Origin of the sequence: Acinetobacter beijerinckii CIP 110307 (assembly GCF_000369005.1) — a bacterium.
Taxonomy (GTDB): Bacteria; Pseudomonadota; Gammaproteobacteria; order Pseudomonadales; family Moraxellaceae; genus Acinetobacter; species Acinetobacter beijerinckii.
The window spans coordinates 304610-328355 of sequence record NZ_KB849766.1 but is presented as its reverse complement, the minus strand read 5'-3'; the positions used below and the strand labels follow the sequence as shown (position 1 = coordinate 328355).

The 23746-nt window shown below is 36.9% G+C and carries 25 protein-coding genes, 2 tRNA genes and 1 pseudogene; 16 read left to right on the top strand and 12 right to left on the bottom strand.

Going from position 1 to position 23746, the window contains the following annotated elements; genetic code table 11:
* Positions 1 to 143: 143 nt before the first annotated feature.
* Positions 144 to 1145: an AraC family transcriptional regulator gene (locus F933_RS14695; RefSeq protein ID WP_005062539.1), complete on the bottom strand. Its 1002-nt coding sequence runs from the start codon at positions 1143 to 1145 to the stop codon at positions 144 to 146.
* A gap of 582 nt (positions 1146 to 1727) precedes the next feature.
* Here F933_RS14695 and F933_RS17545 point away from each other — a divergent pair.
* From F933_RS17545 to F933_RS14665, 6 genes and pseudogenes are all read left to right on the top strand, one after another.
* Positions 1728 to 2111: pseudogene (locus F933_RS17545) on the top strand (hypothetical protein); the annotation flags it as partial.
* 16 nt (positions 2112 to 2127) lie between these two features.
* Positions 2128 to 3093, top strand: a complete 966-nt coding sequence (locus F933_RS14685) for a 2-hydroxyacid dehydrogenase (RefSeq protein ID WP_005062536.1) — start codon at positions 2128 to 2130, stop codon at positions 3091 to 3093.
* 111 nt (positions 3094 to 3204) lie between these two features.
* Entirely contained in the window at positions 3205 to 3792 is a 588-nt protein-coding gene (locus F933_RS14680; RefSeq protein ID WP_034711121.1) for a 1-acyl-sn-glycerol-3-phosphate acyltransferase, read from the top strand.
* A gap of 123 nt (positions 3793 to 3915) precedes the next feature.
* A complete protein-coding gene (locus tag F933_RS14675) occupies positions 3916 to 5358 on the top strand; it encodes a M48 family metalloprotease (RefSeq protein ID WP_005062532.1) in 1443 nt (480 codons plus the stop codon).
* A 27-nt stretch (positions 5359 to 5385) separates the two neighbouring features.
* Positions 5386 to 5751: a GFA family protein gene (locus F933_RS14670; RefSeq protein WP_005054801.1), complete on the top strand. Its 366-nt coding sequence runs from the start codon at positions 5386 to 5388 to the stop codon at positions 5749 to 5751.
* 40 nt (positions 5752 to 5791) lie between these two features.
* Entirely contained in the window at positions 5792 to 6151 is a 360-nt protein-coding gene (locus F933_RS14665) for a hypothetical protein (protein ID WP_005062530.1), read from the top strand.
* Positions 6152 to 6224: 73 nt separating this feature from the next.
* Here the strand turns inward: F933_RS14665 and F933_RS14660 are convergent, their stop codons facing one another.
* Both F933_RS14660 and rpsU read right to left on the bottom strand, forming a co-directional pair.
* Positions 6225 to 6671: a GatB/YqeY domain-containing protein gene (locus tag F933_RS14660; RefSeq protein WP_004808327.1), complete on the bottom strand. Its 447-nt coding sequence runs from the start codon at positions 6669 to 6671 to the stop codon at positions 6225 to 6227.
* A 29-nt stretch (positions 6672 to 6700) separates the two neighbouring features.
* On the bottom strand, positions 6701 to 6916 hold the full coding sequence (gene rpsU, locus F933_RS14655; RefSeq protein ID WP_004652785.1) for a 30S ribosomal protein S21: 216 nt from the start codon (positions 6914 to 6916) through the stop codon (positions 6701 to 6703).
* 145 nt (positions 6917 to 7061) lie between these two features.
* Between rpsU and tsaD the strand changes: the two genes are divergently transcribed.
* Together tsaD and F933_RS14645 are read left to right on the top strand one after the other, a co-directional pair.
* Positions 7062 to 8069, top strand: a complete 1008-nt coding sequence (gene tsaD, locus F933_RS14650; protein WP_005062529.1) for a tRNA (adenosine(37)-N6)-threonylcarbamoyltransferase complex transferase subunit TsaD — start codon at positions 7062 to 7064, stop codon at positions 8067 to 8069.
* Positions 8070 to 8267: 198 nt separating this feature from the next.
* The gene (locus F933_RS14645) at positions 8268 to 8771 is read left to right on the top strand and encodes a hypothetical protein (RefSeq protein WP_005062526.1); all 504 of its coding nucleotides are present in this window, start codon (positions 8268 to 8270) and stop codon (positions 8769 to 8771) included.
* 112 nt (positions 8772 to 8883) lie between these two features.
* Here the strand turns inward: F933_RS14645 and F933_RS14640 are convergent, their stop codons facing one another.
* From F933_RS14640 to F933_RS14630, 3 genes are all read right to left on the bottom strand, one after another.
* Positions 8884 to 9792 (bottom strand): DMT family transporter, encoded by a 909-nt coding sequence (locus F933_RS14640; protein ID WP_005062523.1) that lies wholly within the window; start codon positions 9790 to 9792, stop codon positions 8884 to 8886.
* Positions 9793 to 9794: 2 nt separating this feature from the next.
* Complete coding sequence (locus F933_RS14635) at positions 9795 to 10367, bottom strand: TetR/AcrR family transcriptional regulator (RefSeq protein ID WP_005062521.1); 573 nt, start codon at positions 10365 to 10367, stop codon at positions 9795 to 9797.
* Positions 10368 to 10505: 138 nt separating this feature from the next.
* Positions 10506 to 11048, bottom strand: coding sequence for an HPP family protein (locus tag F933_RS14630; RefSeq protein ID WP_005062517.1), 543 nt, complete (start codon positions 11046 to 11048; stop codon positions 10506 to 10508).
* Positions 11049 to 11139: 91 nt separating this feature from the next.
* Here F933_RS14630 and F933_RS14625 point away from each other — a divergent pair, with 91 nt between their 5' ends.
* Complete coding sequence (locus F933_RS14625; protein ID WP_005054783.1) at positions 11140 to 11700, top strand: TetR/AcrR family transcriptional regulator; 561 nt, start codon at positions 11140 to 11142, stop codon at positions 11698 to 11700.
* Positions 11701 to 11767: 67 nt separating this feature from the next.
* Here F933_RS14625 and F933_RS14620 read toward each other — a convergent pair whose 3' ends face one another.
* Positions 11768 to 12868 carry a DUF6670 family protein gene (locus F933_RS14620; RefSeq protein ID WP_005062514.1) on the bottom strand — a complete coding sequence of 367 codons (1101 nt, stop codon included), beginning with the start codon at positions 12866 to 12868 and terminating at the stop codon, positions 11768 to 11770.
* A 102-nt stretch (positions 12869 to 12970) separates the two neighbouring features.
* Positions 12971 to 13858, bottom strand: coding sequence for an ATP-binding protein (locus F933_RS14615; protein ID WP_005062513.1), 888 nt, complete (start codon positions 13856 to 13858; stop codon positions 12971 to 12973).
* Between the two features lie 176 nt (positions 13859 to 14034).
* Here F933_RS14615 and F933_RS14610 point away from each other — a divergent pair, with 176 nt between their 5' ends.
* The 4 genes from F933_RS14610 to F933_RS14595 all read left to right on the top strand — a co-directional run bounded on the left by F933_RS14610 (position 14035) and on the right by F933_RS14595 (position 16675).
* Positions 14035 to 15543: a DUF3336 domain-containing protein gene (locus F933_RS14610; protein WP_005062511.1), complete on the top strand. Its 1509-nt coding sequence runs from the start codon at positions 14035 to 14037 to the stop codon at positions 15541 to 15543.
* A complete protein-coding gene (locus tag F933_RS14605) occupies positions 15518 to 16342 on the top strand; it encodes a protein kinase domain-containing protein (protein ID WP_005062508.1) in 825 nt (274 codons plus the stop codon). Before F933_RS14610 ends, F933_RS14605 begins: the two co-directional genes overlap by 26 nt.
* A 106-nt stretch (positions 16343 to 16448) precedes the next feature.
* Positions 16449 to 16533: transfer RNA gene (locus F933_RS14600), tRNA-Leu, on the top strand.
* Positions 16534 to 16601: 68 nt separating this feature from the next.
* Positions 16602 to 16675 (top strand) — tRNA-Trp (locus F933_RS14595).
* A 112-nt stretch (positions 16676 to 16787) separates the two neighbouring features.
* Here F933_RS14595 and F933_RS14590 read toward each other — a convergent pair.
* The 4 genes from F933_RS14590 to F933_RS14575 all read right to left on the bottom strand — a co-directional run bounded on the left by F933_RS14590 (position 16788) and on the right by F933_RS14575 (position 20212).
* Positions 16788 to 17030, bottom strand: a complete 243-nt coding sequence (locus F933_RS14590; protein WP_005062507.1) for a helix-turn-helix domain-containing protein — start codon at positions 17028 to 17030, stop codon at positions 16788 to 16790.
* Positions 17031 to 17164: 134 nt separating this feature from the next.
* Positions 17165 to 18169: a cytochrome d ubiquinol oxidase subunit II gene (gene cydB / locus F933_RS14585; protein ID WP_005062506.1), complete on the bottom strand. Its 1005-nt coding sequence runs from the start codon at positions 18167 to 18169 to the stop codon at positions 17165 to 17167.
* Positions 18166 to 19599, bottom strand: coding sequence for a cytochrome ubiquinol oxidase subunit I (locus tag F933_RS14580; RefSeq protein ID WP_005054776.1), 1434 nt, complete (start codon positions 19597 to 19599; stop codon positions 18166 to 18168). The genes cydB and F933_RS14580 overlap by 4 nt, the downstream gene beginning before the upstream one ends.
* A 145-nt stretch (positions 19600 to 19744) precedes the next feature.
* A complete protein-coding gene (locus F933_RS14575) occupies positions 19745 to 20212 on the bottom strand; it encodes a DUF2946 domain-containing protein (protein ID WP_378236426.1) in 468 nt (155 codons plus the stop codon).
* 461 nt (positions 20213 to 20673) lie between these two features.
* Between F933_RS14575 and F933_RS14570 the strand changes: the two genes are divergently transcribed.
* From F933_RS14570 to F933_RS14560, 3 genes are all read left to right on the top strand, one after another.
* Entirely contained in the window at positions 20674 to 21051 is a 378-nt protein-coding gene (locus F933_RS14570) for a hypothetical protein (RefSeq protein WP_005062502.1), read from the top strand.
* Between the two features lie 65 nt (positions 21052 to 21116).
* Positions 21117 to 23219 (top strand): TonB-dependent receptor, encoded by a 2103-nt coding sequence (locus F933_RS14565; protein WP_005062500.1) that lies wholly within the window; start codon positions 21117 to 21119, stop codon positions 23217 to 23219.
* Between the two features lie 14 nt (positions 23220 to 23233).
* On the top strand, positions 23234 to 23716 hold the full coding sequence (locus F933_RS14560; RefSeq protein ID WP_228127875.1) for a copper resistance protein NlpE N-terminal domain-containing protein: 483 nt from the start codon (positions 23234 to 23236) through the stop codon (positions 23714 to 23716).
* Positions 23717 to 23746 lie beyond the last annotated feature (30 nt).

Here is a 23746-nt window from a genome sequence, read left to right as displayed (position 1 = left end):
CTATTCCATGCCATTCGCGACAAAAATACCGACTGGAAAACCGATCATATTCGTTAACCTCATAAAATATGATCAGATTGTAGAAACTTAATGGTGAGAATTTTTGACTGAACTGGCAGCTTTGATTTGCCGATCAAATCAAATTATTGTTGTTTTCGTTGTCGATAGGCTGTTGGTGTTTCACCTGTCCAACGTTTGAATGCTCTAGAAAAAGCGGAGGGTTCGGAAAAACCTGTGAGATATACAATTTGATCAATACTTTCTTGCGTATGGGACAGTAATCGTCTTGCTAAGCGTTCGCGATAATGAGCGATCACTTTTTCGTAAGTGGTATTAAGTAACTGTAAGTCTGCTCTTAAACTTCTTGAGCTACAGTTTAAATACCCTGCGACAACCTCTTGATCAAATTCTCTAGATTCTAATAAGCCACTCGCTAAAATCTTTTCTATAGCTTCAATAAGTTGATGTTTATTGAGTAGTTCAAGTTGTGATTCGGCATGATGCTCATGTATTTTTAATAGTTCAGGTTCATGGGCAGCTGAGGGGAGGTCTAATAATTTGCTATCAAAATGTATATAGCCGTATTGCTGTCCAAGATGAACAGAGCATCCCCAGATTTTAAAATATTCTTCTGCTTCAGCACCATGCTCAAAGGGTAAACCAATTTCAATTGGAGTGAATGCATCATCACTAATATATTTAAAAAAGGTCAGTAAAATTCCAATGGCACATTCTAGATAATGTCTAACAGGATGTTCTAAACCTGAAATCATCGCAATATTTTGATTCGGAAATTCTAGCTTGAATGACATTGCATCAGTGAGTAATGCTTGATAGCGAATTGTTCTTTTTAATCCTTCACCAAAGTTTGGGCTACTCAGAAAAAGATATTCGATTACCTGTCCACGAAAAGGTGGAATATTGGCACCTACATGGAGACCAATATTTCGATCTTTGCTAATTTCAACTGCTGCATCCCAAAACCGCTGTTGTGTTGAGTTGTCACGACGAATAAATTTATTAGGTAGCTGATCTGGGAGATGAACACGAGCAAAGATTGAAGCAGCATCTAAGTCCATCTTTTGCATGGTTTGATAAACCATCCATAAAAAGATGCCAGCATCACTGGTTTTTCTTGAAGTCATAAAACAAGGTAAATTCGAGTTTTAAACAATATACTCGGTTATTTTTATGATTCAAACAAATTGTATTTTTGAGATTAATAAAAAATGCGATATGTCCATAACAGTAAATTTACTATTAAATTATTTCGTTATTTCTATTCGAATAGGGTAGTAGGTTTGAATTTCTGTAATAGATTTTATTCAAATAATTAAAAATGCCGATTGCCTTTTTGATTGAGCAAAAGCTCACCATTCATGCAGGTTTGGTTTATGTTAAACTCTGAAGTATCACAATAGTCAATCAGGCTGTGAATTGGGAAACGAGTGAATTAGATGATTGGGCAGCAGCGAAATATATTGGCAACATTAGGAATTGATGTGTGGATTCCTAGAGATATTGTTTGTCAAAAAAATACTGCTTCTGCTTTGTGGCGAGATCAAAATATTGAGCAAAATACTCAAACCTCGTCGATCCAATTTGATTCTAAGGTTTCTCAGAACGTTACAGAAATAAAAGTTGAACACCAGTCTGTTGCAATACAAGAAGTCGAACTTTTACAGCAAAAACAGGAAGCTGTAGTACAACCAATTGCAAAGCAAAGTTTAATTGAAAAAGAGCAGATTGTAATTACAGCTCAAATTCAATCATTTGAGTTACAAATGTACGTTTTAGATAATTGCGCAATTTTATTGGAAAGTAGTCAGTTAAATGATGCTCAGCGGATGTTGTGGCAAAATATTCAAAAAGCAAAATTAGGGCAATATGCAGAGCTGAAATGGCCATTTCCCTTGGCAGCTTTTCAGGAAAGCCGCGGATTGTCTTCATATATTCAAGGTTTTTTGGATGCAGCTGCAACAAGTAAAAAGATATTATGCTTAGGTCAACTAGACTTTATTCAACATTCTAATATATTACATTTGGCTAGTTTAGAAGAAATGCTTGCCCAGCCTGTATTAAAAAAGCGGCTGTGGCAATTGATGCAATAAAAATCGGAACATCTTAATGAAAAAAGTCGTTGTATTTAGTCAGATTGATCAAGAAGTTTTAGTGAAATTACAGCAGACTTATCGTGTTGTGGTGCTTAATCCAAAGTTCGGCGATATTAATCAACAAATACGAACAGAAGTCGTTGATGCCGATGCCATGATTGGTGCTGGTCGTTTACTCAATGAGAGTAATTTATCGACTGCACAAAAACTCAAAATTATTTCAACTATTTCGGTGGGTTATGATAACTATGATGTTGATTATCTTAATCGAAAAAAAATATGGTTAGCCAATACCCCGCATGTTTTAACGGAAACTACTGCTGATCTTGCATTTACTTTATTACTGAGTGCCGCTCGTAAAATTCCTTATTTGGATGCATGGACGAAACAAGGGCAGTGGAAACGTACTGTTGCGACTGAACAATTTGGGGTAGATGTTTTTGGTAAAACTTTGGGTATTATTGGTTTAGGGAATATTGGAGCTGCAATCGCTCGTCGTGGTTTTTATGGTTTTAATATGAATGTTTTATACCATAATCGCCGTGAAAAACTCGAAGTAGCACAAGCATTTAATGCTCAATACCGTTCGCTAGATGAATTATTGCAACAGTCTGATTTTATCGTAGTTGCTGTCGATTTAAATAGTGAGTCGAAAGCGCTGATAGGTGCAGAGCAATTTGCTTTGATGAAGAATAATGCAGTATTTGTGAATATTGCACGTGGTTCTGTCGTTGATGAAAATGCACTTATCCAAGCTCTTCAGCAAAATAAAATTTTTGCTGCTGGGTTAGATGTTTATGCCAAAGAGCCCTTGCAAGAATCTGCATTATTTCAATTGCCAAATGTCGTTACTGTACCTCATATTGGTTCAGCAACAACGGAAACGCGTCAGAAGATGGTCAAACTTGCCTATCAGAATCTAATAGATGCTTTAGAAGATCGAACACCCCGTTATCTCGTCAATTCAAAGTTTGAATAATTGCTTACAATGCTGAGCAATTGACTGCTGCATTATTGTGCGTGTTGATCTTTTTAAGTTGATTAATATTGGTACACTTGCGCCTTTTGTGATTTCGTCTTGGGGTGTGTAGTGTTTGAGAAATTGGCTGGGAAAAGTTTAAACTTAATGGGTTGGGAACTGGATAATCATTGGGATTTGAATGTTGACCAATGTGTCATGATTGCAGCTCCACATACGAGCAATTGGGATGCTTTGTATGCACGTTTGGCTCTTAAAGCTTTAGGTGTAAATGTTCGTTTAACGATTAAAGACAGTTATATGAAATTCCCTTTTGGTCCATTTGTTCGAGCAATGGGTGGTATTGGGATTGATCGTCGTGTCAAAAAAGAGGGACAAGAGAGACCAAGTATGGTTCAGCTCATGAGTGATCTTTTTAAAACACATCCTAAACTTGTAATGTTGGTTACGCCAGAAGGTACTCGCGCAAAACAAGAACAATGGAAGACGGGTTTTTATCATGTTGCCACCACGGCTGGAGTGCCAATAGCATTGGCTTATATGGACTATGCCAAGAAAAAAACAGGTGTAGGGAAAATTATTTATCCTACAGGTGATTATGAAAAGGATATGGCGGAAATAATGGATTTTTATGCACAGATTCATGCGAAATTTCCAGAAAAATTTAGCGTAGATCAGCGTTATATTGATCATAAATAGTTTTTGATTTCAAAATATATAAACTTAGGCAGGAAAATCCTGCCTTTTATAACACTTCGTTGCAAATTTCTTCATTTTCTAATGCTATATTAAAATTCTTCATTAGAATCATAGAGAAAACACTTGAGATCTTTGCTGCTTGCATGTGGCTTACTTGCCACTACTCAACTTAGTCATACTCAGGTTTTTTTACCTAATTTACCAACAGGACAAACAGATGTTCCTGAGATTGGTAGTGGTATAGGTTTGCTCGATCAACAAAAAGAAAAACTAATTGGTGAGAAAGTCTATCGCCAAGTGCATAAACAGTTGCCAACTGTACAAGATGCATGGTTAGAAGGGCAATTTTTACAAGTTTTTTCAGGAATTTTAAGTCAAACACAACTGGGTCAACCGATTGGTTTGGTTGTCGTAAAAGATCCACAAATTAATGCTTTTGCAGTTCCGGGTGGCTTATTTGCAATTAATACTGGATTGATTACATCTGCTAAAAATTTAGATGAAATTGTTGGGGTTATGGCACATGAAATTGCGCATGTCACTCAGAGACATTATAGCCGTTCACAAGAAGCATTTAAGGGGCAAGGTTTACTCGCATTAGCAGGAATTCTTGTGGGGGCAGCAATTGCTTCACAAGCGGATGGTGATGTAGGTTCTGCTGTTATGTTGGGTACTCAAGCCGCACTCATGGATAAGCAGCTTAGTTATAGTCGTAATCAAGAGCGTGAAGCGGATCGTATTGGTATGCAGTTCATGTATGCTGCTGGCTATAATCCACAGAGTATGGCTGACTATTTTGAAACCATGCATCGAGCGACCAGTAGAGTAAGTTTTTTACCAGATTTTTGGTTTACACATCCATTAACCACTGAACGTATGAGTGAAGCTCGATTACGTGCGAATCAGCTTCCAAAAGTAAAATCAAAAATTTATGACCAAGACTTTGAGATTTTAAAACTTTATACATTGGTTGTTTCAAACCAAGCGACCGAAGTTCAGCTGCAATCTTTTGCCAATCAGAAAAATCCAGCGGGTCAACTAGCATTAAGCAAGTTTTACTTAGAACAAGGAGATTTCGCTAAAGCGCAAGAAAATTTAGATTTGGCGAAAATGAAGTTGAAAAATCATATTTTAGTGCCTTTGATTCAAACTGATATTTATTTGGGGCAAAATAAGTTAGAGCAAGCCAATAATACGATTAGTCCCTTACAAAGAACCATGCCTGAAAATAGAGCTTTGTCATATAAATTGGCTGAGGTGTTGATTAGACAAGGTCAAGTGGCACAAGCTCAATCGTTAGTTCAACGATTTATTCACAAAAACCAAAGAGACATTGAGGGCTGGCAACTGTTGCAGCAAGCCACCAATTTGGATAAAAGCTCACCACTACAAGCAGTCAATGTGCTTTGCTATCGTGCTGAAGCTGAATATTGGTCGGGCTATGAAGAAAATGCAATTAAGTCAATGTTACATGCACAGCGGTTAGCGAAAGGTAATTTGATGATGTCAGCAAAAATTGACTCGCGCTTGAAACAAATGCAAGATGAACGTCGTATGAAAATTTAATCTTGATCAAAAGTAAGAGAAATAAAAATGATTAAAGGACAGTGTTTGTGTGGGGCAGTGCAGTATGAATATTTGGGGACGATAGAAAATAGTATTTTATGTTATTGCCAGCACTGTCAGCAGGCACAAGGCTCAATCGCTGGTTGGAATAGTCCACTAGATCAAACACAATTTAAAATTTTATCAGGACAAGATCAGCTCAATGAGTATTTTCATACGCCAATCAAGGCGCGTGTTTTTTGTAAAAACTGTGCGAGTCCGCTGTATTCTTATCGTACAGATTTACCTGATATTATTCGTTTACGTTTGGGCACAGTTACTGAAGGAAATCTTCCTCCACCAAAAGAAGAGTTTTTTCTTGAGCATAAGCCAAGTTTTATTGAATTAAGATAATATGATGTACGTAAGGAACCGCTGAGAAGTTAGAGAATTTATGAAGAAGATTTTAGTTTTTATTTTTGCGATAAGCAGTGTGGAGATCAGCTCAGCGGCATCAATTGAGCAGTATGCAAATTCAGTTGATAAAATTCGTAGTGTTTATGCACAGGATATCCGTAGCTTTTTACGAAGTTTGAATCCACAAATTTCACAATTTACGCCTGGGCAGCAAGCGAAATATTGTCAAATTAATCAGCATTATATTCAGGATATGTCTGATGCGATTGAGCAAAATCGATCATCATTACCACAGCAATATGCAAGTATGACCAAGCAGGATTTAATCAAGCAAGTGATAGAATCAAAAGAGATGCAAATGCTAGAAAAATACAATATTCAGTGTGATTTTAAATAATAGAAAATAGTTGGGTTCATTGTAGAAATGAATCCAATTTTAATTGAATAATATAAAGAGGGAATTAAGCAGATCAGCTTAATTTTGCTTTAATTTTAGCAGATACTTGTGCAGGATCGGCACGCCCGGCTATGATCGGACGTAGAGAATTCATCACCTTACCCATATCTTTCATGCTAGTAGCTTCTTGAGCAGCAATCGTTTGCTCAATGATGGAATCAAGTTCTTCCTCAGTCATAGCGGCTGGTAGAAATTGAGAAATAACCTCAACTTCGGCTTGTTCCTTACTAGCTAAATCATCTCGACCAGCGCCTGAAAAGGCCTTGATCGATTCTTTACGTTGTTTAATTTGCTTTTCAATGACCGCAAGAACCTGAGCATCGTCAAGCTCAATGCGCTCATCGACTTCGATTTGCTTAATTGCTGCCTGTACACCACGAATAACCGTTACTGTTGCCATATCTTTGGCACGCATTGAATTTTTTAACACGTCAGTAATTTGGTTTTTTAAAGTATTCATAGTCTCTTCAGCAGTCAATCACAAATTAATTAGTAAAGGCGAGTAGTACGTACAGATTCGCGAGTCAATTTCTTTTGATAACGCTTAACCGCAGCAGCTTTTTTACGCTTACGTTCTTGAGTTGGTTTCTCATAGAATTCACGCTTACGAACGTCAGCTAAAACACCAGCTTTTTCGCATGAACGCTTGAAACGACGGATAGCTACGTCTACTGGTTCGCCTTCTTTCAACTTAACTTGTGGCATGTAAAATCCTCTAAGATTATGGATAAGATCTAACGCACGATTGCACTAGATCGCAAGTGAAGGTCAGTATTTTACTCATTTACAACTCAGATCACAAGTCTATAATAGCTCTGATATTATTTTTGATCGTTGTAAAGGCAGTTTAATGATTGTTTTGGGCTTAGAAACTTCGTGTGATGAAACTGGGTTAGCACTCTATGATAGCGAGCTCGGCTTACGTGGACAGGTTTTATATAGCCAAATCAAACTGCATGCCGAATATGGTGGTGTTGTGCCTGAATTGGCTTCGCGTGATCATGTTCGTAAAATGATTCCTTTAATTAATCAGTTGCTTGAACAAAGTGGTGTAAAAAAACAAGAGATTGATGCTGTCGCTTATACCCGTGGTCCTGGACTCATGGGTGCATTGATGACAGGTGCATTATTTGGTCGAACCCTAGCTTTCGCATTTAATAAACCTGCGATTGGGGTACATCATATGGAAGGTCATATGCTTGCTCCATTGCTTTCGGAAACACCACCGGAATTTCCGTTTATCGCATTATTAGTTTCAGGTGGACATACGCAACTCATGGCGGCGTATGGTATTGGTCAATATGAATTGCTTGGTGAGTCGATTGACGATGCAGCAGGTGAGGCCTTTGATAAAGTTGCTAAAATGATGAAACTGCCTTATCCGGGTGGGCCAAATATTGCAAAGTTAGCTTTACAAGGTGATGCCAAGGCATTTGAGTTTCCTCGTCCAATTTTGCATCAAGGCTTAGATTTTTCTTTTAGTGGTCTAAAAACAGCTGTTTCAGTACAGTTGAAAAAGTTAGGTGAAGAAAATCGAGATGCGGATGTTGCTGCTTCTTTCCAAGAAGCTGTAGTTGATACTTTAGTGAAGAAATCACTTAAAGCATTAAAGCAAACTGGGTTAAAGCGTTTGGTGATCGCGGGCGGTGTGAGCGCTAATCTTCGTTTGCGTGAACAATTAGAAACTTCACTAGCAAAGATCAAAGCACAAGTCTATTATGCCGAGCCTGCATTATGTACGGACAATGGTGCCATGATTGCTTTTGCTGGATATCAGCGTTTAAAAGCAGGCCAACATGATGGTTTAGCAGTAACCACGACACCAAGATGGCCGATGACTGAGTTAGAACCAACCTAATGTAAAAACTTGTTTGTTGATCAGTTCTTAATTTTTTAATAAATAAAGGTTATACCTATATTTACTAGACTATTCTTATATCTAAAAGTCAACTTATTGATTCATATACATGCTGAAGATTCAATATCCAATCAATCATATAAATTGTTGGATAAATTATTTATTTTAATGAGCTAAACTCATTGTGGAGTACAAAATTTGAAAATTTCTTATGTTTTTACATGTGGTCGATTAGAATCTTTATTTAAGATTCTACGTCTTATCCAAAAGGGTGAGGAGCATGACACATCTGAAGATAAAAAAATTATCGAACAATTTAGAAAAGATATTACTTTAGGGCGAACGTTTGAGGAAACTGAGCTTTATCAACTGATTCAAGCAAGTGAAGATAAAATTGTTGTGAACCGATTAAGTAATATTCTTCGAGATAAACCTGCTCATCAAAATAAGTTTGATTTGGATGAATATAAAACAGGTGCTTGGTCTGAGTTTAGCGATTATAGGCTAGCAGTTCGATTCTCAAATGCCAAAACTGAGTTAAGTCAAAAACACTTTGAAAAAACAGGTGAATATATGACGAGTCGTGGTATCGCAAAGTTAACTGGTTTTAATCCAGCGAATATCAAGAATATGTTGCAGCATAAAAGAAGTGTAGTGAAAAAAATGCTGTCGACCTTAGAGAAATTAGCAAGAGAGTATTGATATTTAAGCTCTATTGTTGGTGCAGAGAAAATTTATTTCTCTGCATTATTTAGATTATTTTTTAAAATGATGATTCATTGACGGTTATTATCAATATTTAATATTACTCAGATTATTTGTTATTAGACAGCACCGTCAAACAAACAAAAATTAGAATCATACCAATCCAGCCAATGAGTGCGAGTTGCTCACCAACCAATAAGATTGCAAATAAAGCAGCAACCAGCGGTTCAAATAATGTCAGCGTCGTTGCAGTACTTGCAGAAATGCTATTTAAAGCATAACCAAATAACAAGTAACCTAGAAACATCGGAATCAGCATCATATAAATCACAACATAAAGATTTATTGGTTCATCAAATAGATTAGAACCTGTAAAAAATAACGTTGGTAATAAAATCAAAGCACCAAAACCAAAAATTAATCCCATAGAAGCCTTTGAATCGACCCCACGATCAATCATCTTTTTTGCAGCCCAAGAGTATAAAGAATAGGTGAGCGCGGCGATTAGCCCAAGAGCAATACCAAAGGTTTTCTGATCGGTCGCAATCGTTTGTGTTGAAATTTCAGAATGTGATTCACCAATCGAGAGTAATAAAACACCAACAATTCCAAATACGAAGCTAATAAACCATTTTTTAGATAGTGCTTTCTTATCAAAAAACTTTTCCAGTAGTGCTGTAAACAATGGTGCTGAACCGATCGAAATAACAGTACCGATGGTAATGCCAGCCATACGCATTGAGCTATAAAAAGCCAATGGGTAAATGGCAACGGAAATTATTCCAATCAACAGGACAGGCAAATAAGAACGAATTTGTGGCAAATGGAAGAGAATTTTCTTATAAGCCAATAATGCTTGTAATAATCCACCGCCACCCATTGCAATTGCACCAATCGCTAACGGACTTAAATTAGGAGCATATGAGGCGGCAGTACCTGTTGTGCCCCACAAAATAGAGGCAATTAATACAGCAATGAACCCATAGCGAGCATTGAGGTTTAAACTGGAATTATTCAATTTTAGATTTCTCGTTCTAATAGGTTTTTAACCATTTGTTTTGCTGCAAAAACCTTAGCGCTTGAACTTTCTAAGCCAGCGCGAGCAATACAACCCTCTAAAATAAAAGAGATTAACAGCGCGAGTTCTTCAACTTTTTTTGGATCATCAAATAATTGTCTTAAATGACTCGCAACAATATTTTCGATCTCATCTTTATGGTTTTTGACAGCTAATCTTTCAGGACTATGCGCTGGAAACTCCGCGGCTGCATTCAATAATCCGCAACCACGAAAACCTTTTTCATATGCGAATTCAGCATGATCTTGATAGGCATCAAAAATCGTCAAGACCCCATCTAATGGTGTTTTGATTTGAACTTTTCTTTTCTCATAAAGGTCTAACCATTCTTGATGACGAGCTTCGATATAACAGGTGATTAAATCTGATTTGGTTGGGAAATTATTGTACAGAGACATTTTTGCAACTTTGGCTTTATCCGTAATGCTATTGATCCCTGTATTAGCAATTCCATCGTTATAAAACAAAGTTGATGCTGCATCCAAAATTTTTTGTTTGGCTGATTTAGTGTTCATATGAATAATATTAGGTATACCGATCTACCTAATATTATTGAAAAGGAAAATAATTTGCAAGATGATATTAAATCGATGAAAAAGAGGCATATTAAAATTGATTAAAAAAATAAATATATTCTCAATCTATTTAGTGACTTATTTGTGATTTTCTTTGCTGTGAATGATTGCTAATCCATAAATCGGCCATTTCTTTTCAGCTTTAAAGTTATTGACTAGCCATGCAACCAACACTAAAGCAATTGAGCCTAAAAGTACTGGAAATAATAAGAAGCCCCATTGGTATTGAATGGTATGTGCTGTCAGCAATATCACCAATGGATTTGCACCTGCAGGTGGGTGTACACAACGCAGAATTTGCATGGCTGCAATTGCACAACCGACAGAAAGAGCAATGCTCAAAGCAGATACGCCAAAAACTTTAAGAAACAGTAAGCCAATAAATGCGGAGATAAAGTGCCCTAAAATGACATTGCGTGGTTGGGCTAAAGGAGAGTGAGAAACGGCATATAAAATGACACAAGTCGCGCCAAAGGGTGCCATGATAAATAAGTTATTTGTTAATTTACTCAGTAATATTAAGATCAAAATACTGAATGTACCGCCAATTAAACTTCTTATAATATCAATAGATTGGGGTGGTGGGGCGAGATGTTCTCGACCATTGAATAAAGATAACATGGTGATCTCACTATAGGGTTGCTTTATAGCGATAATATAACTAAAATTGCAAATAGTACAGATTTGTACTATTTTGAGTGAGTAAATTTTTATGTCAAAGTCAGCCAAAAAAATTTTGCATACAGCTGAAAAATTATTTTATGAAAATAGTTTTGTGGGAGTAGGTGTTGATCTCATTCGGGATGAATCTGGCTGTTCAAAGACTACGATGTACACCTATTTTAAAAATAAAAATCAATTGGTGAAGTCTGTTTTGGAAGCGAGGGACGAAAAGTTTAGAAACAGCTTGTTAGATTATGTCGCTGATGAAACAGGAAGGACTGCACTTAATCGGCTGATCGATTGGCATTTATTATGGTTTCAAGAAGATAATTTTAAAGGATGTTTATTTGTCAGAGCAGTGGCAGAGTCACATTTGAGTGATCAAGAGATTATCACGGTATCAAAAGAGCATAAAGTGTGGATTAGAAATTTAATTGCAGAATATCTGCAACCTTTTCCTAATGCAGAGATGTTGGTCGAAGTGACCTATACCCTTATAGAAGGGCTGATTAGCCGCTTTTTGGTCGAAGGTTTTGAAACAAAAGTGGCAACTGAGATTAAGGATTCAATTAATCAATTTATTGATAATTTGAGTCCTCCGAAGATTTAAAGCGTGTGAGTATGTTTTAGATAGTTTAGCCTTTGATGTTTCAGCAAAGGCTAATCGAGGTATTTATTTAATCTTCAAACGTTTTCTGATCTTCTACATCAATATATTCGATGTATCCGCGACCTTGCACAGTATCATTTAAATATACAGCTGAAAATGTATAAGACCCAGCATAACCAATGCCGTGTCCATAACGATAAGGGCTGTCTATTTCAGCGATAAGTTCTAACACTTTTTTACCGTTATCATCTTTGACTGACCAAGAAAATAGTTGTGGTAAACGCATTTTTTTACCGCTAGGTGAAACATAATCATCAATTTGATGAGAAATCACTTTAAATTCAACATTGGTATACACTTCAGCAGCTTGATCAGTGTGGCGAACATGCAAGGTATAAGCGACGGGTTGACCCAATATATCTGCTTTGGTTAATAACAGCTGAGTTGTTTCATTCAGATTAATAATTTGATAGGTGAAGAAGTCGAGTGGTAATTTATAAGGTTCAGGTAGCAGTTTTTTAACTACGCCATGTGCGCCAGTCGCTCTAGCATATTCATAAGTACATAAGCCTTCAGCATCAGTTATTTGCCCTTGATATTCAAGTTGACCTTTAAATCTCGATAAAAGACTAAAATGATCGTAAACAGGTGTTTTGATAAACCAAGAGGCTTGATTAGTCACATCTAGATCGAATTCAAAACTTAAACCATGATATTCACCTTGAAGATGAATCGTGGGATAACTGCCTGTAATAGAAACTTCATTGCCTAATTCAATTTGTGTACCATCAACATGAATATTGGTTTGCTCTGGGATGATATACGCTTTTAATAAGTGCTGATCTATCGCAGCAGTGCTTGAATAGAAAGTGGCTGTTTTACGTGGATCATCCCTAGTAATGTCGTCATGGTCAAACGCCAGTGCACCCGGCGTTCCGAGTAAAATCATGATATTTAGATATCGATGTGGTTCAGGTAATAGCGGGAAAAAAATTCCGTAATGTGTCCATGTATAAAATTTTTCATCGGTTCTTGGAAGAATGATATCTGCTGCATCAAATGGTATCGTTGAATATTTGATGGCTTGATCTAAAGCACCTTGAGCGAATATGAGACTCTTTCCCAAAATTTTGCTTGTAAGTGCAGTAGGGGGCAATTGTTTCTTCATTTTATTTCCTAAACTCAAGCTATGCTGAAGCTAAGGTTATGTGAAACAACTGCCTAACCTAAATGGAAATAAGGACAAAGCCGCAGCTTTTAAGGACAATTATTAGGTGATTTTGTTCGACAATTTTTCAAGATTTTGTGAGCCAATCCAATGCTTTGAGAATTGATAAGCGGCACGCCCTGAACGTTGACCACGCGCTTGACACCATTTTAAGCTCTCGCCGCGAACAATATCATTGTATTCCAAACCTGCTTTAAGAATGTAATGTTCCACAATAGTTAAATACAACTGTTGATCCATTGGATAGAACGAAAGCCACAATCCAAATCGATCAGACAGTGAAATTTTTTCCTCAATCGCTTCTTGCGGATGTAGCTCTGTGTATTGCGGAACATCAACTTTACGCACAGGGGTATTTTCATGCATAAATTCAGGAAGTAAATGACGGCGATTACTGGTCGCATAAATAATAAAATTGCTTGAACCTGATTGTAGTGAGCCATCTAAGACACTTTTTAAACTACGATAATTTTCATCTTCGGCGTTAAAAGCGAGGTCATCACAATAAACGATAAATTTTTCAGGTCGGTCTTGAATCATTTTTTGGATTTTAGGTAAATCGGATAAGTCATCGCGTTCAATTTCGATTAAACGTAAACCTTGTGTAGCATATTCAGTCAGTAGTGCGCGTACAATCGATGATTTTCCAGTTCCGCGAGAACCTGTCAATAAAACATCATTGGCTGGCAAACCATTCAAAAACTGTAGAGTATTTTGGATGATTTTATCTTTTTGTCTTTCGATTCCTTTTAAGTCCTCCAAATACATTTTTTTAGGTTGTTGTATGGCGACCAATTCTTGATTTTCCCATCGAAAAGCAATTGCTGAAAAATCTGTAGGTTGTCTTGGTGCAGGAAGGATTTGCTGTAATTGGGTCAAGACATTAGATAATGATTGGATAATAGATTCGGGTAAATCAAGGAGAGCCATAATACAAACCAAACTTATTGATCGATAGTTAGGGATACTATCACCGCCATATTCAAAATAAAGGAAATATCATCAAAAGAATGCAATAAATAGATTTTATACTTGATTGTTGGTGCCGCTTTTTGCATTGTATAGGTGCAAGATTATAAAAAATATGATGAGATTTAGGACTGCGAATGTTAAAAAGAGTTCAAGAAAAAAGAAATACATATCAAACATATAGAATTGGTATGCTACAAGAACACTTACAACATGCAAATTCTTACGCTGAATGGAAAGAAATCGCCTTAAAATTGGATGAAGAATCTGGTCAGGAGGCATGGAAATATGACAATCAATCGCCTTATTTTGATGCGGAAATTCTGTCTAAACGTCATAACTTATTAAAAAAATATCGCACACAGCGCAGGACTCTCGATTTAATTTATGTGCTTAGAGAGGGGTTGTCGTATGACTTTGCCAATATTGGGCATCCGATGCTGTATGCTGAAACGTATATTGGGACTAAAAAAATAATAGAAAACTATGTCGAGGAAATGAGTGAATGCTTCCAATATTTAGCTTCGAGCGAGTGCATCACATTTCAATTGAAAGAAAAAATTCATTTTTTTGAAGAATGCCAAAAAGCTTATGGACAACCAGCACTTATGTTCTCAGGTGGTGCAACATTGGGCCTGTTTCATACAGGTGTTTGTAAAGCTTTGCTTGAACAAGATTTGATGCCAAGCGTTTTATCAGGTTCAAGTGCGGGCGCAATCATGACAGGTATGCTCGGTGTTTCTGCTCCCAATAAGATTCCTGAATTACTAAAAGGAGAGCACTTTTTCAGTGATGCTTTCAAATTTAGAAAAGTCAGTGAGCTTATTCGCGGAAATGGTGGAATTGCGGATGTCATGTATTTGAAAAAGTTTCTGATGCAAAATCTTGGAGATGTGACTTTTGCAGAAGCTTATCAACAATCAAAACGGCATATCAATATTGTCATTGCACCTTATAACACAGCTCAAAACCCGCGTATCATGAATGCATTAACAGCACCAAATGTTTTGGTTTGGAGTGCGGTATTGGCTTCTTGTGCTGTACCTGTATTATTTCCACCTGTGCATTTGACTAGTAAACGTTATGATGGATTGCACACGCCGTATTTAGCTAATACCAAATGGGTTGATGGCAGTATGCGCAGTGATTTTCCTCAAGAGAAAATGGCGCGGCTTTACAATATTAATTATACAATCGCCAGTCAGGTCAATCCGCATATTGTACCTTTTATGCAAAGCGATAGTGAAAGATTTCGCCGAGATGTGTTGAGTTGGCCTGAACGAATTATTCGACATCAAGGCAAGGCAATTGCCATGGAGTTAATGGATCTAACACGAAATTATATGGGGAGTTTTTTTCCAATTCGCCGAGTTTTAGATCATGGCTATGGAATTTTGGGGCAACGCTATTATGGTGATGTCAATATTATTGCCAAGTATGGTTTAAGACACTATAACTACATGTTGAAAAACCCTCGACCAAAACTTTTTAAAATCCTTCAGCAAGAAGGTGAGAGGGCAACATGGCCTAAACTAAGCTCAATTGAAACACACGCACGAATTGGTAAAACCATTGAGCATTGTTTAACGGCATTACGAAAGCAGGAAGAAAAGCAGCAGAATGAGTTTTACTACGTGGATTTATGATCCAAATATTCAAATAAATAATTTGGTCTTAACCACTAAAAATCAAAGTTATCAATTTGGTCGGCGACTATATTCTTTTCATGTAGATGAGAAAAAATATTGGCTCAAATATCACGAGGCAAAACATCATCAAATTTTAGAGCACGCTTTTTTAGATGAGTTAGATTTTTATCGTCATAGTGATTTGATCAATCAGAATATTCTACTGCCGCACCAAATTATTCAGCTTAACCAGTTTGTTTGTTTTAATGAGCTAATCACCGAGGGCTCTGGATTAGTTTTGATTGATAGTCATGTTTTTTTTACAGATATCAAATTAATTAAAGATATCGAAATGATTAAGCACAAGATCAATTTAGTATTAGATGTTTTAAGTGATTTACATGAATCAGGTTGGATTCATGGTGATTTGAAGCCTGAGCATTTTCGTTGCTATGATAATCTTTGCAAGCTCATTGATTTTGAGCAAGCCCATAAACAGGGTGTGACTGCTTCAAACTTAAATGCAACACCACACTATATGGCACCTGAACTTTTTCATGGTCAACAAAAAACAGTTCAAACTGATTTATATGCATTAGGTATTATTTTATATGAATGGCTTATCCATTCGAAGCTAACTGCAAAAACCTATCACGATTGGGCATTGCTACATTGTCAACAATTACATATACAACTGCCATCTCACTTTTTGTGTTTCTTACCATTAATTGAGGGTTTGTTAATGAAGAATTCTGATCAACGTTTTAGTTCAGTTATAGAAGCAAGAAAGTGTATAAATGCGGTCAAGTTGTTGTAAAAATAAACATAAATCTTTGATTTGAATATTATATGTTCATTTGAATGCATTTTTTGTTAGAAAGTCTTGTCATGAAGATGCTTTCTCACTAATATGCATACCCATCGGGGGCGTGGCGAAATTGGTAGACGCACTGGATTTAGGTTCCAGCGCCGCAAGGTGTAAGAGTTCGAGTCTCTTCGCCCCCACCAAATTTAAAAAGCAAGAATATCTTGCTTTTTTTATGGTTAAACCAGAAATGACTTAATCATGCGGTTATAGAGGATTGGTGTAATGGTAGCATGACGGTCTCCAAAACCGTTCGTCAAGGTTCGAGTCCTTGATCCTCTGCCAAATATGAAAAAGAGACTTTATTTAAAGTCTCTTTTTTTATTTCCTTATTTTAGATTTCTTTCAATATCTTAAAAAGAAAAGACCGTACAATAATAAAGTACGGTCTTTAAAATTACCCTAGATTGTTTAAAACAAATTCGGGAGATTTGATAAATAATCGGATTAATGCTTGTGAAGGTCTAGAAGGGTGCCTTTTACCTCGTTCCCAACTTTCTAAAGTCCGGGTTGAAATACCGAGTTTTGTTGCAAGTTGAGCCTGAGAAATTTTCATAAGCTGACGTACTTTAATAATTTCTTGAGCAAACTCTGGTTCTTGCATCTGTAGTAGCGAAGGTGTATCAAATACTTGATTCATCTTAAACCTCGTAAATTAATATGCAAGTTTGAGTAAAAGCCTAAACAGCATTGCGATCAGTAGTAGCCCGAAGAAACCACCTAACCACAGCAAGATAAACCATTGTGTTTGTGATAATTTCATATCCGTTACTCCTAGTGATAGCCTTCATCACCTATCCGAACTTTATCTCTGAATACCCAATACGCCATGATGGTGTAAATGATAATAATCGGAATCAAAATAAGTGCACCAATAAGCGCGAATAATTGACTATTGGCTGGTGCGGCTGCATCCCAAATGGTGACAGAAGGTGGAATAATATAAGGAAAAATACTGATTAAAAAACCTGTATATGCCAAGAATACCAACGCCAAGGTGTATAAAAATGGCATTGATTCTTGTCGTTTTTGACATGCTTTAATCGTTAAATAAGTAAAGACTAAAACTAAAATCGGTACAGGGCTGAAATATAAAATTTGAGGTTGCGTAAACCAACGTTCAGCTATCATTGGATGTGCTAATGGGGTGTAAATACTGACCGATGCAAAGATAAGCAATAGTCCGATAATCAATTTTGGCATCAAGTTGTACATGCTGAGTTGTAGTCGATCATCTGTTTTCATGATCAACCATCCACAACCAAGTGCAGCGTACACAACGACAACACCGACCCCAGTGAAAAGAGAGAAAGGTGTTAGCCAATCTAAGCCACCGCCTGCATATCGTCCATCAACAATATGAATCCCTTGAATATAAGCACCTAAGATGACACCTTGCAAAAAGCTGGAAAGTACAGATCCACCAATAAAAGCAGCATCCCACAAATGCTTCGTACGATTTGCTTTAAAACGAAACTCAAAAGCGACGCCACGGAAGATCAGCGCAATCACCATCAAAATAATTGGCATATAAAAAGCAGATAGAACTGCTGCATAAACCATTGGAAAAGCTGCAAATAAACCTGCACCACCCAAAACCATCCATGTTTCGTTGCCATCCCAAACAGGAGCAACAGTATTCATCATGACATCGCGTTCTTGCTGATCTTTGATAAACGGAAAAAGAATCCCGATACCTAAGTCAAAACCATCAAGTACAACATAGATAAAAACACCAATGGCAATGATTACAATCCAAATCAGAGATAAATCAATCATGATGAAGCTCCTTGATCACGATCATCAATTTTTTCATCAGCTGCACTTAACGGACGCATTGGTGTTTTAAAATGACCGACACCACCCACTTGTTCAGCTTGGCTATCAATAAACTCTGGACCTTTATGCATCAGTTTCAGCATGTAATAAATGCCCACACCAAATACAATGCAGTACACCACCACAAAAATAATCAGCGTTAAACCGACTTGTTCAGCCGAAACCGGTGATAAGGCATCTTTAGTTCGCATGACACCGTAAACCACCCACGGCTGACGACCTACTTCTGTGGTAAACCAACCTGCAAGTAATGCAATAAATCCTGATGGCCCCATAATCAAAGCGAAACGATGAAACCATTTGTTTTCATAAAACTTACCCGTTTTTCTGAGCCATAAACCCATCGCTGCAAGCAAAAGCATCAGCATGCCTAAGCCGACCATAATGCGAAAACTCCAAAAAACGATTGTAGAGTTTGGACGATCTTCAGGAGCGAAATCTTTTAATCCTTTAACCGTACCATCCATAGAATGGGTTAGGATTAAACTGCCCAAGTTGGGAATTGCAATTGCATATTTGGTACGTTCTTCCTGCATATCTGGTATGCCAAATAGATAGAGTGGCATACCCTCATCGTAATTGGTTTCCCAATGACCTTCCATTGCTGCAAGCTTGGCTGGTTGATGTTTTAGCGTATTAAGACCATGCGCATCACCCACGAAAACCTGTAGTGGTGCTAAAATCAGAATCAACCACAGAGCCATTGAAAATGATTTCTTGACCAATTCATCACGTCGACCTTTCAGCAAATGCCAAGCGGCTGTTGAAGCAACAAGAAGTGCGGCAACCATAAAGGCTGCAATTGCCATGTGTGCTAAGCGATAAGGAAATGATGGATTAAAGACGATTGCAAACCAATCTTGTGGAACAACAATACCATTTTCGATAGTGAAACCTTGAGGTGTTTGCATCCAACTATTTGATGAGAGAATCCAGAACATAGAAATACATGTTCCGACTGCGACCATCAGGGTGGCAAAGAAATGTGCTTTTTTACCGACACGGCCCCAACCAAATAACATGATGCCAAGAAAGCCTGCCTCTAAGAAGAAAGCACTGAGTACCTCATATGCTAATAAGGGGCCAGTTACACCACCTGCGAATCGGGAAAACTCACTCCAGTTGGTTCCAAACTGGTAGCTCATGACCACACCAGACACCACGCCCATTCCAAAAGCGACAGCAAAGATTTTGACCCAGTATTTAAATAGATCTTTATAAATAGGGTCATTGGTTTTTAGCCATCGCCATTCTAAGACAGCTAAGAAACTGGCTAAGCCAATCGATATGGCTGGAAAAATGATATGAAAAGATACAGTGAAGGCGAATTGGATTCGAGCCAGTTCAAGTGCCGTTAAACCTAAGGTCATGATTGCACCTCCAATATTCTGAAACTAGCTAAAAATATAGCTATATAAGATTCTACCCGTGTGTGGGCATCAGATATCATTGAAAACATTACTACGATCTCATGAAAATATTCATTATCAAAACAATGATGTTTTGAGCTTGTAATTACAGAGAGGGTAGTAGCGGAGGGGCTCGACCTTGAGGGATCAGAAATAACTGCTGAAGATCAAAGAAAACATGGAAATAGTTTTCAATAAATGCAAGAAATCGAACCTGAATCCGAACTAAAACTTGAGTTAAATCTATATCGGGTAAAGGTAAAACATGACTATAAACTACACAATATTGACATTGGTGTCCTGGATCATGATGGTGGTGATTTGATGGCTTGATTTGATCGATTAAATTATTTGATTGTTCGATATGATGAAAATGACTTGAATGCTTTTCATCATGTTGATGACTTGAAACATCAGTTGCATGATGATTTGCGTGTACAGAGTGATCAAATTTAAATGCTTGAGCAACAGTTTCACATACCGGAGAAATTTGATATTGCTCAGGAAGGAGAGGCTGAAGAAAAACAGCGATTTGTAACAAGATTGCGTAACAACCGAGCAATCTTCCTAAAATCATAAGCATTTAGATAATAACTCTAATACTCGAATATCTAAAGATTCTATAATAATAATGTGATTTTACAAAGTGATATTAATCAAAAAACATGTTTTAAAGCGATTAGAAAATAAAAGCTAGATTTCTTAATGAATTGAATTTAATAAATATTTTATTTTATTGGAAATATAACAATATGTTAGTCAGCTTATTTTTTGTCATTCAACTAAACGACTAATCCTGAATTGAAAATATAATAAAAATATTTTCCATACACTGTAGGACGTTTAAATAAGCAAATAAAATATGGTGGAAATACAAGAAAGCTATTTTATTATTTTAATTATGTAAATCAATAATATAAATAAATTTGAATTAATTTTATAAATTTAATAAAAAATATGAGGAATGTTAATATAACCGTTCTAAAAATCTTGATGTAGACCTTGCGAATATCAATCGTTTTAGCATTCTCTGCGATGCTATTTCAAATTGCTGTTTTTTTACAGCCTTTACTACCTGAGCAATATCAAATAGCTAGGGTGTGTCAAAGTGTTGCTGAAATACAGCACAAGACGGATCAGCATCATAATCATTTGATCAAGCATAATGTGATTGCTGAGATAAAGCAGACAGTTAAATCAAATATGGAACATCAACATGATATTCATCATCAATGTGTGTTCTGTACAATATATAGTCATTTAATTTCTAATCTTGATTCAGATCTCCCTGAAATCTTTGCTCGAATACAAGTAAGATTAATAGCCTTTCAGAAAGCGTTTAGACATATCCTTTTTGAGCTGCAATGTCTTTTCTTAAGTCCTCAAGGCAGAGCACCACCTTTATTGGCTTAATTTTCAAAACTCAAATCAGAGCTATTCAATGGCTCTAATGAAAATTTATGCATTAAAGGTCAACAATGAAATACTTTCACTTTCATCCATTAGCACTTGCTATTTTAGCGGTTCAATTCTCTTCAACCGCAACTTTAGCAGCTGAATCTTCAACTGAAATGGATGCCACTCGATTAGCGACGATTATTGTTACTGCTGAAAAACAAGATGAGCGTCATTCATCATCACAAGCAATGACGCAATTTAATCATGACCTGTTAGATGTTCCATTTACTAAATCACATGTATCTTCAACAGATATTCAAAATCATAATGTTCAACGGATCAGCGATGCACTATCGCACGTAAACGGTGTGGTATATCAAGATAGTTATGGTGGTGGATTTTGGGATAATTATTCATTCCGTGGCTTTAGTACCGATCCCAATATGGGAACGATCTATATGCGGAATGGATTAAGTTCTGTCAGTGGAATTCATACCACGCGAGATATGGTGAATATTCAGGCGGTTGATTTCTTGAAAGGACCGATGGCTGCGATGTATGGGCAGGGTGCGATTGGGGGAATTATGAATATCACCACTAGACAACCTGAATGGCAGCCTAAAAGCGTAGTTAGTTTGAGTGGAAGTACTTTAGAAGAATATCGAATTGCAATGGACACCACCAATGCGATCAATGACGATTTTGCCTATCGTTTAGGCGCATCTTATGAAAACAATCAAAGTTTCCGTGATCATGTTGATAATCAGCATTATTACATTGCGCCTCAATTGGCTTGGAAAATTTCTGAGCAAACCCAGTTAAATCTTGATACTGAGTTTTCAGCGTCTAAAGGCGTATTTGATCGAGGGATACCGATGGTCAATCGGAAATTCCCAGTCAATAAGAAAATCTTTCTAGGCGAGCCTAGTGATGGTGATATTGAAATCAAAAACCAAATGTATCAACTGCGCTTGAATCACGCCTTCAATGATGATTGGAATAATACAACGGCAATTACCTATAATCATGGTGAACGTGCAGGAACTTCGACTGAAATTGGTTCGATTACCGCAGATGGCAGAACCGTAAATCGTTTCCGCCGTGCTCGACAATTTGAAACAGATACCACCAATTTCCAGTCGATCTTACGAGGAAAGTTTAAAACAGGTTCTCTGAAACATGAATTCGTGACCAATGTTGAGGCGGGACACTACACCATTGATCAAACGCAAAGAAGAAATGCAGCAGGAACGAATAGTCCGATAGATATTTATAATCCTATTTATGGTCAAAACCTTCTTCCATTAACTCGAATAAGTAAAGATATGAAAGAAACCCAAAATATGATGGGCTTCAATCTACAGGATCAGATTTTTTTAAATGAGCAATGGAGTATTTTGCTTGGTGGACGCTTCAATCACTTAGAACAGCAGATTGAAAATCATCTAACGGCAAAATCAGCTCAACAGACATTTACACCATTTACACCCCGGGCAGGGATCAATTTCAAAGTAACTGAACAGCTTTCCTTTTATAGTAATTGGGGTAAAGGATTTGAGCTAAATACAGGTTTAAATAAGAATAATGAGTTATACCAACCTGAAAAAACCACGACTTGGGAATTCGGAGCTAAGTATCAGTTTCTTCCGAAAAGCTGGTTAGGATTAACTTATTTTGACTTAGATAAACGCCATTTGCTTACTGAAGGCATCACCGATAGTTATGTTGATAACGGTCATGTACAAAGTCGAGGAGTTGAATTGGAGTTACAGCATCAAATCAGTGATCAACTTCGAGTCAATGCAAATTATAGCTATACGGATGCTTCAGTTTTAGAAAGTGAAGTCGATAAAATAGGTTCACGTCTGAAAAATATTCCTAAACATACCGCGAATATTAATGCGGATTATCAATTGAACCTGTTTGGGCGAGAAGCAGGTCTTGTTGGAAATATTAATTATTATGGTCAGCGAAGTGCAAACTATATTGATAATGGAACGACTCTACCTGAGTTTACCGTTGTCAATGTTGGTGGCTATATTCAAATTCGACCAGACCTACGTGCGCAGTTAAATTTGGATAATCTATTTGATAAAGATTATTACGTAGCAAGTTATACCAACTATTGGGTACAACCCGGTGAACCTTTAAAAGCGACTTTACGTTTTGATTGGTCCTTTTGAGCTTGATGATAGGAATGAAACAGAGCAATAGCATGTCGATGATGAAGAAAAGAGCATTAAGTACTTTCATTTTAGCGAGTGTTATCATGGGGTGTAGTCAGAATGATCCCAATCCTGAACAGGAAAAAATTAGTGCTGAAGTTAAACCGAGCATTGATCCCTTATTGCAAAAATGGATAGGCCATTATCAAGGAATATTGCCTTGTGCAGGATGCATAACTTTTTGTGAAAACTGTGATGGAATGACTGTCGATCTAAAGATTATGGCAGATCAAACTTTTCGTTTAGAGCGAACAAGTAATAGTGACCACAACAAACATGAGTTGTATGTTGGAAATTTTAGTTTCATGGATCATGGAAAAATTAAAATTCAATTACAACATGTGAAAGAGCGTAATCAATTGATCTTAGGAGATGATTATGTGGAAATTTTAGAAAGCAAAACTGGTGTTCCATATCAGGCTTTTGAAGATTTTCAACTTGATAAACTTGCCTAAGATAATGGCTAGACACTATTTTTAGTGTCT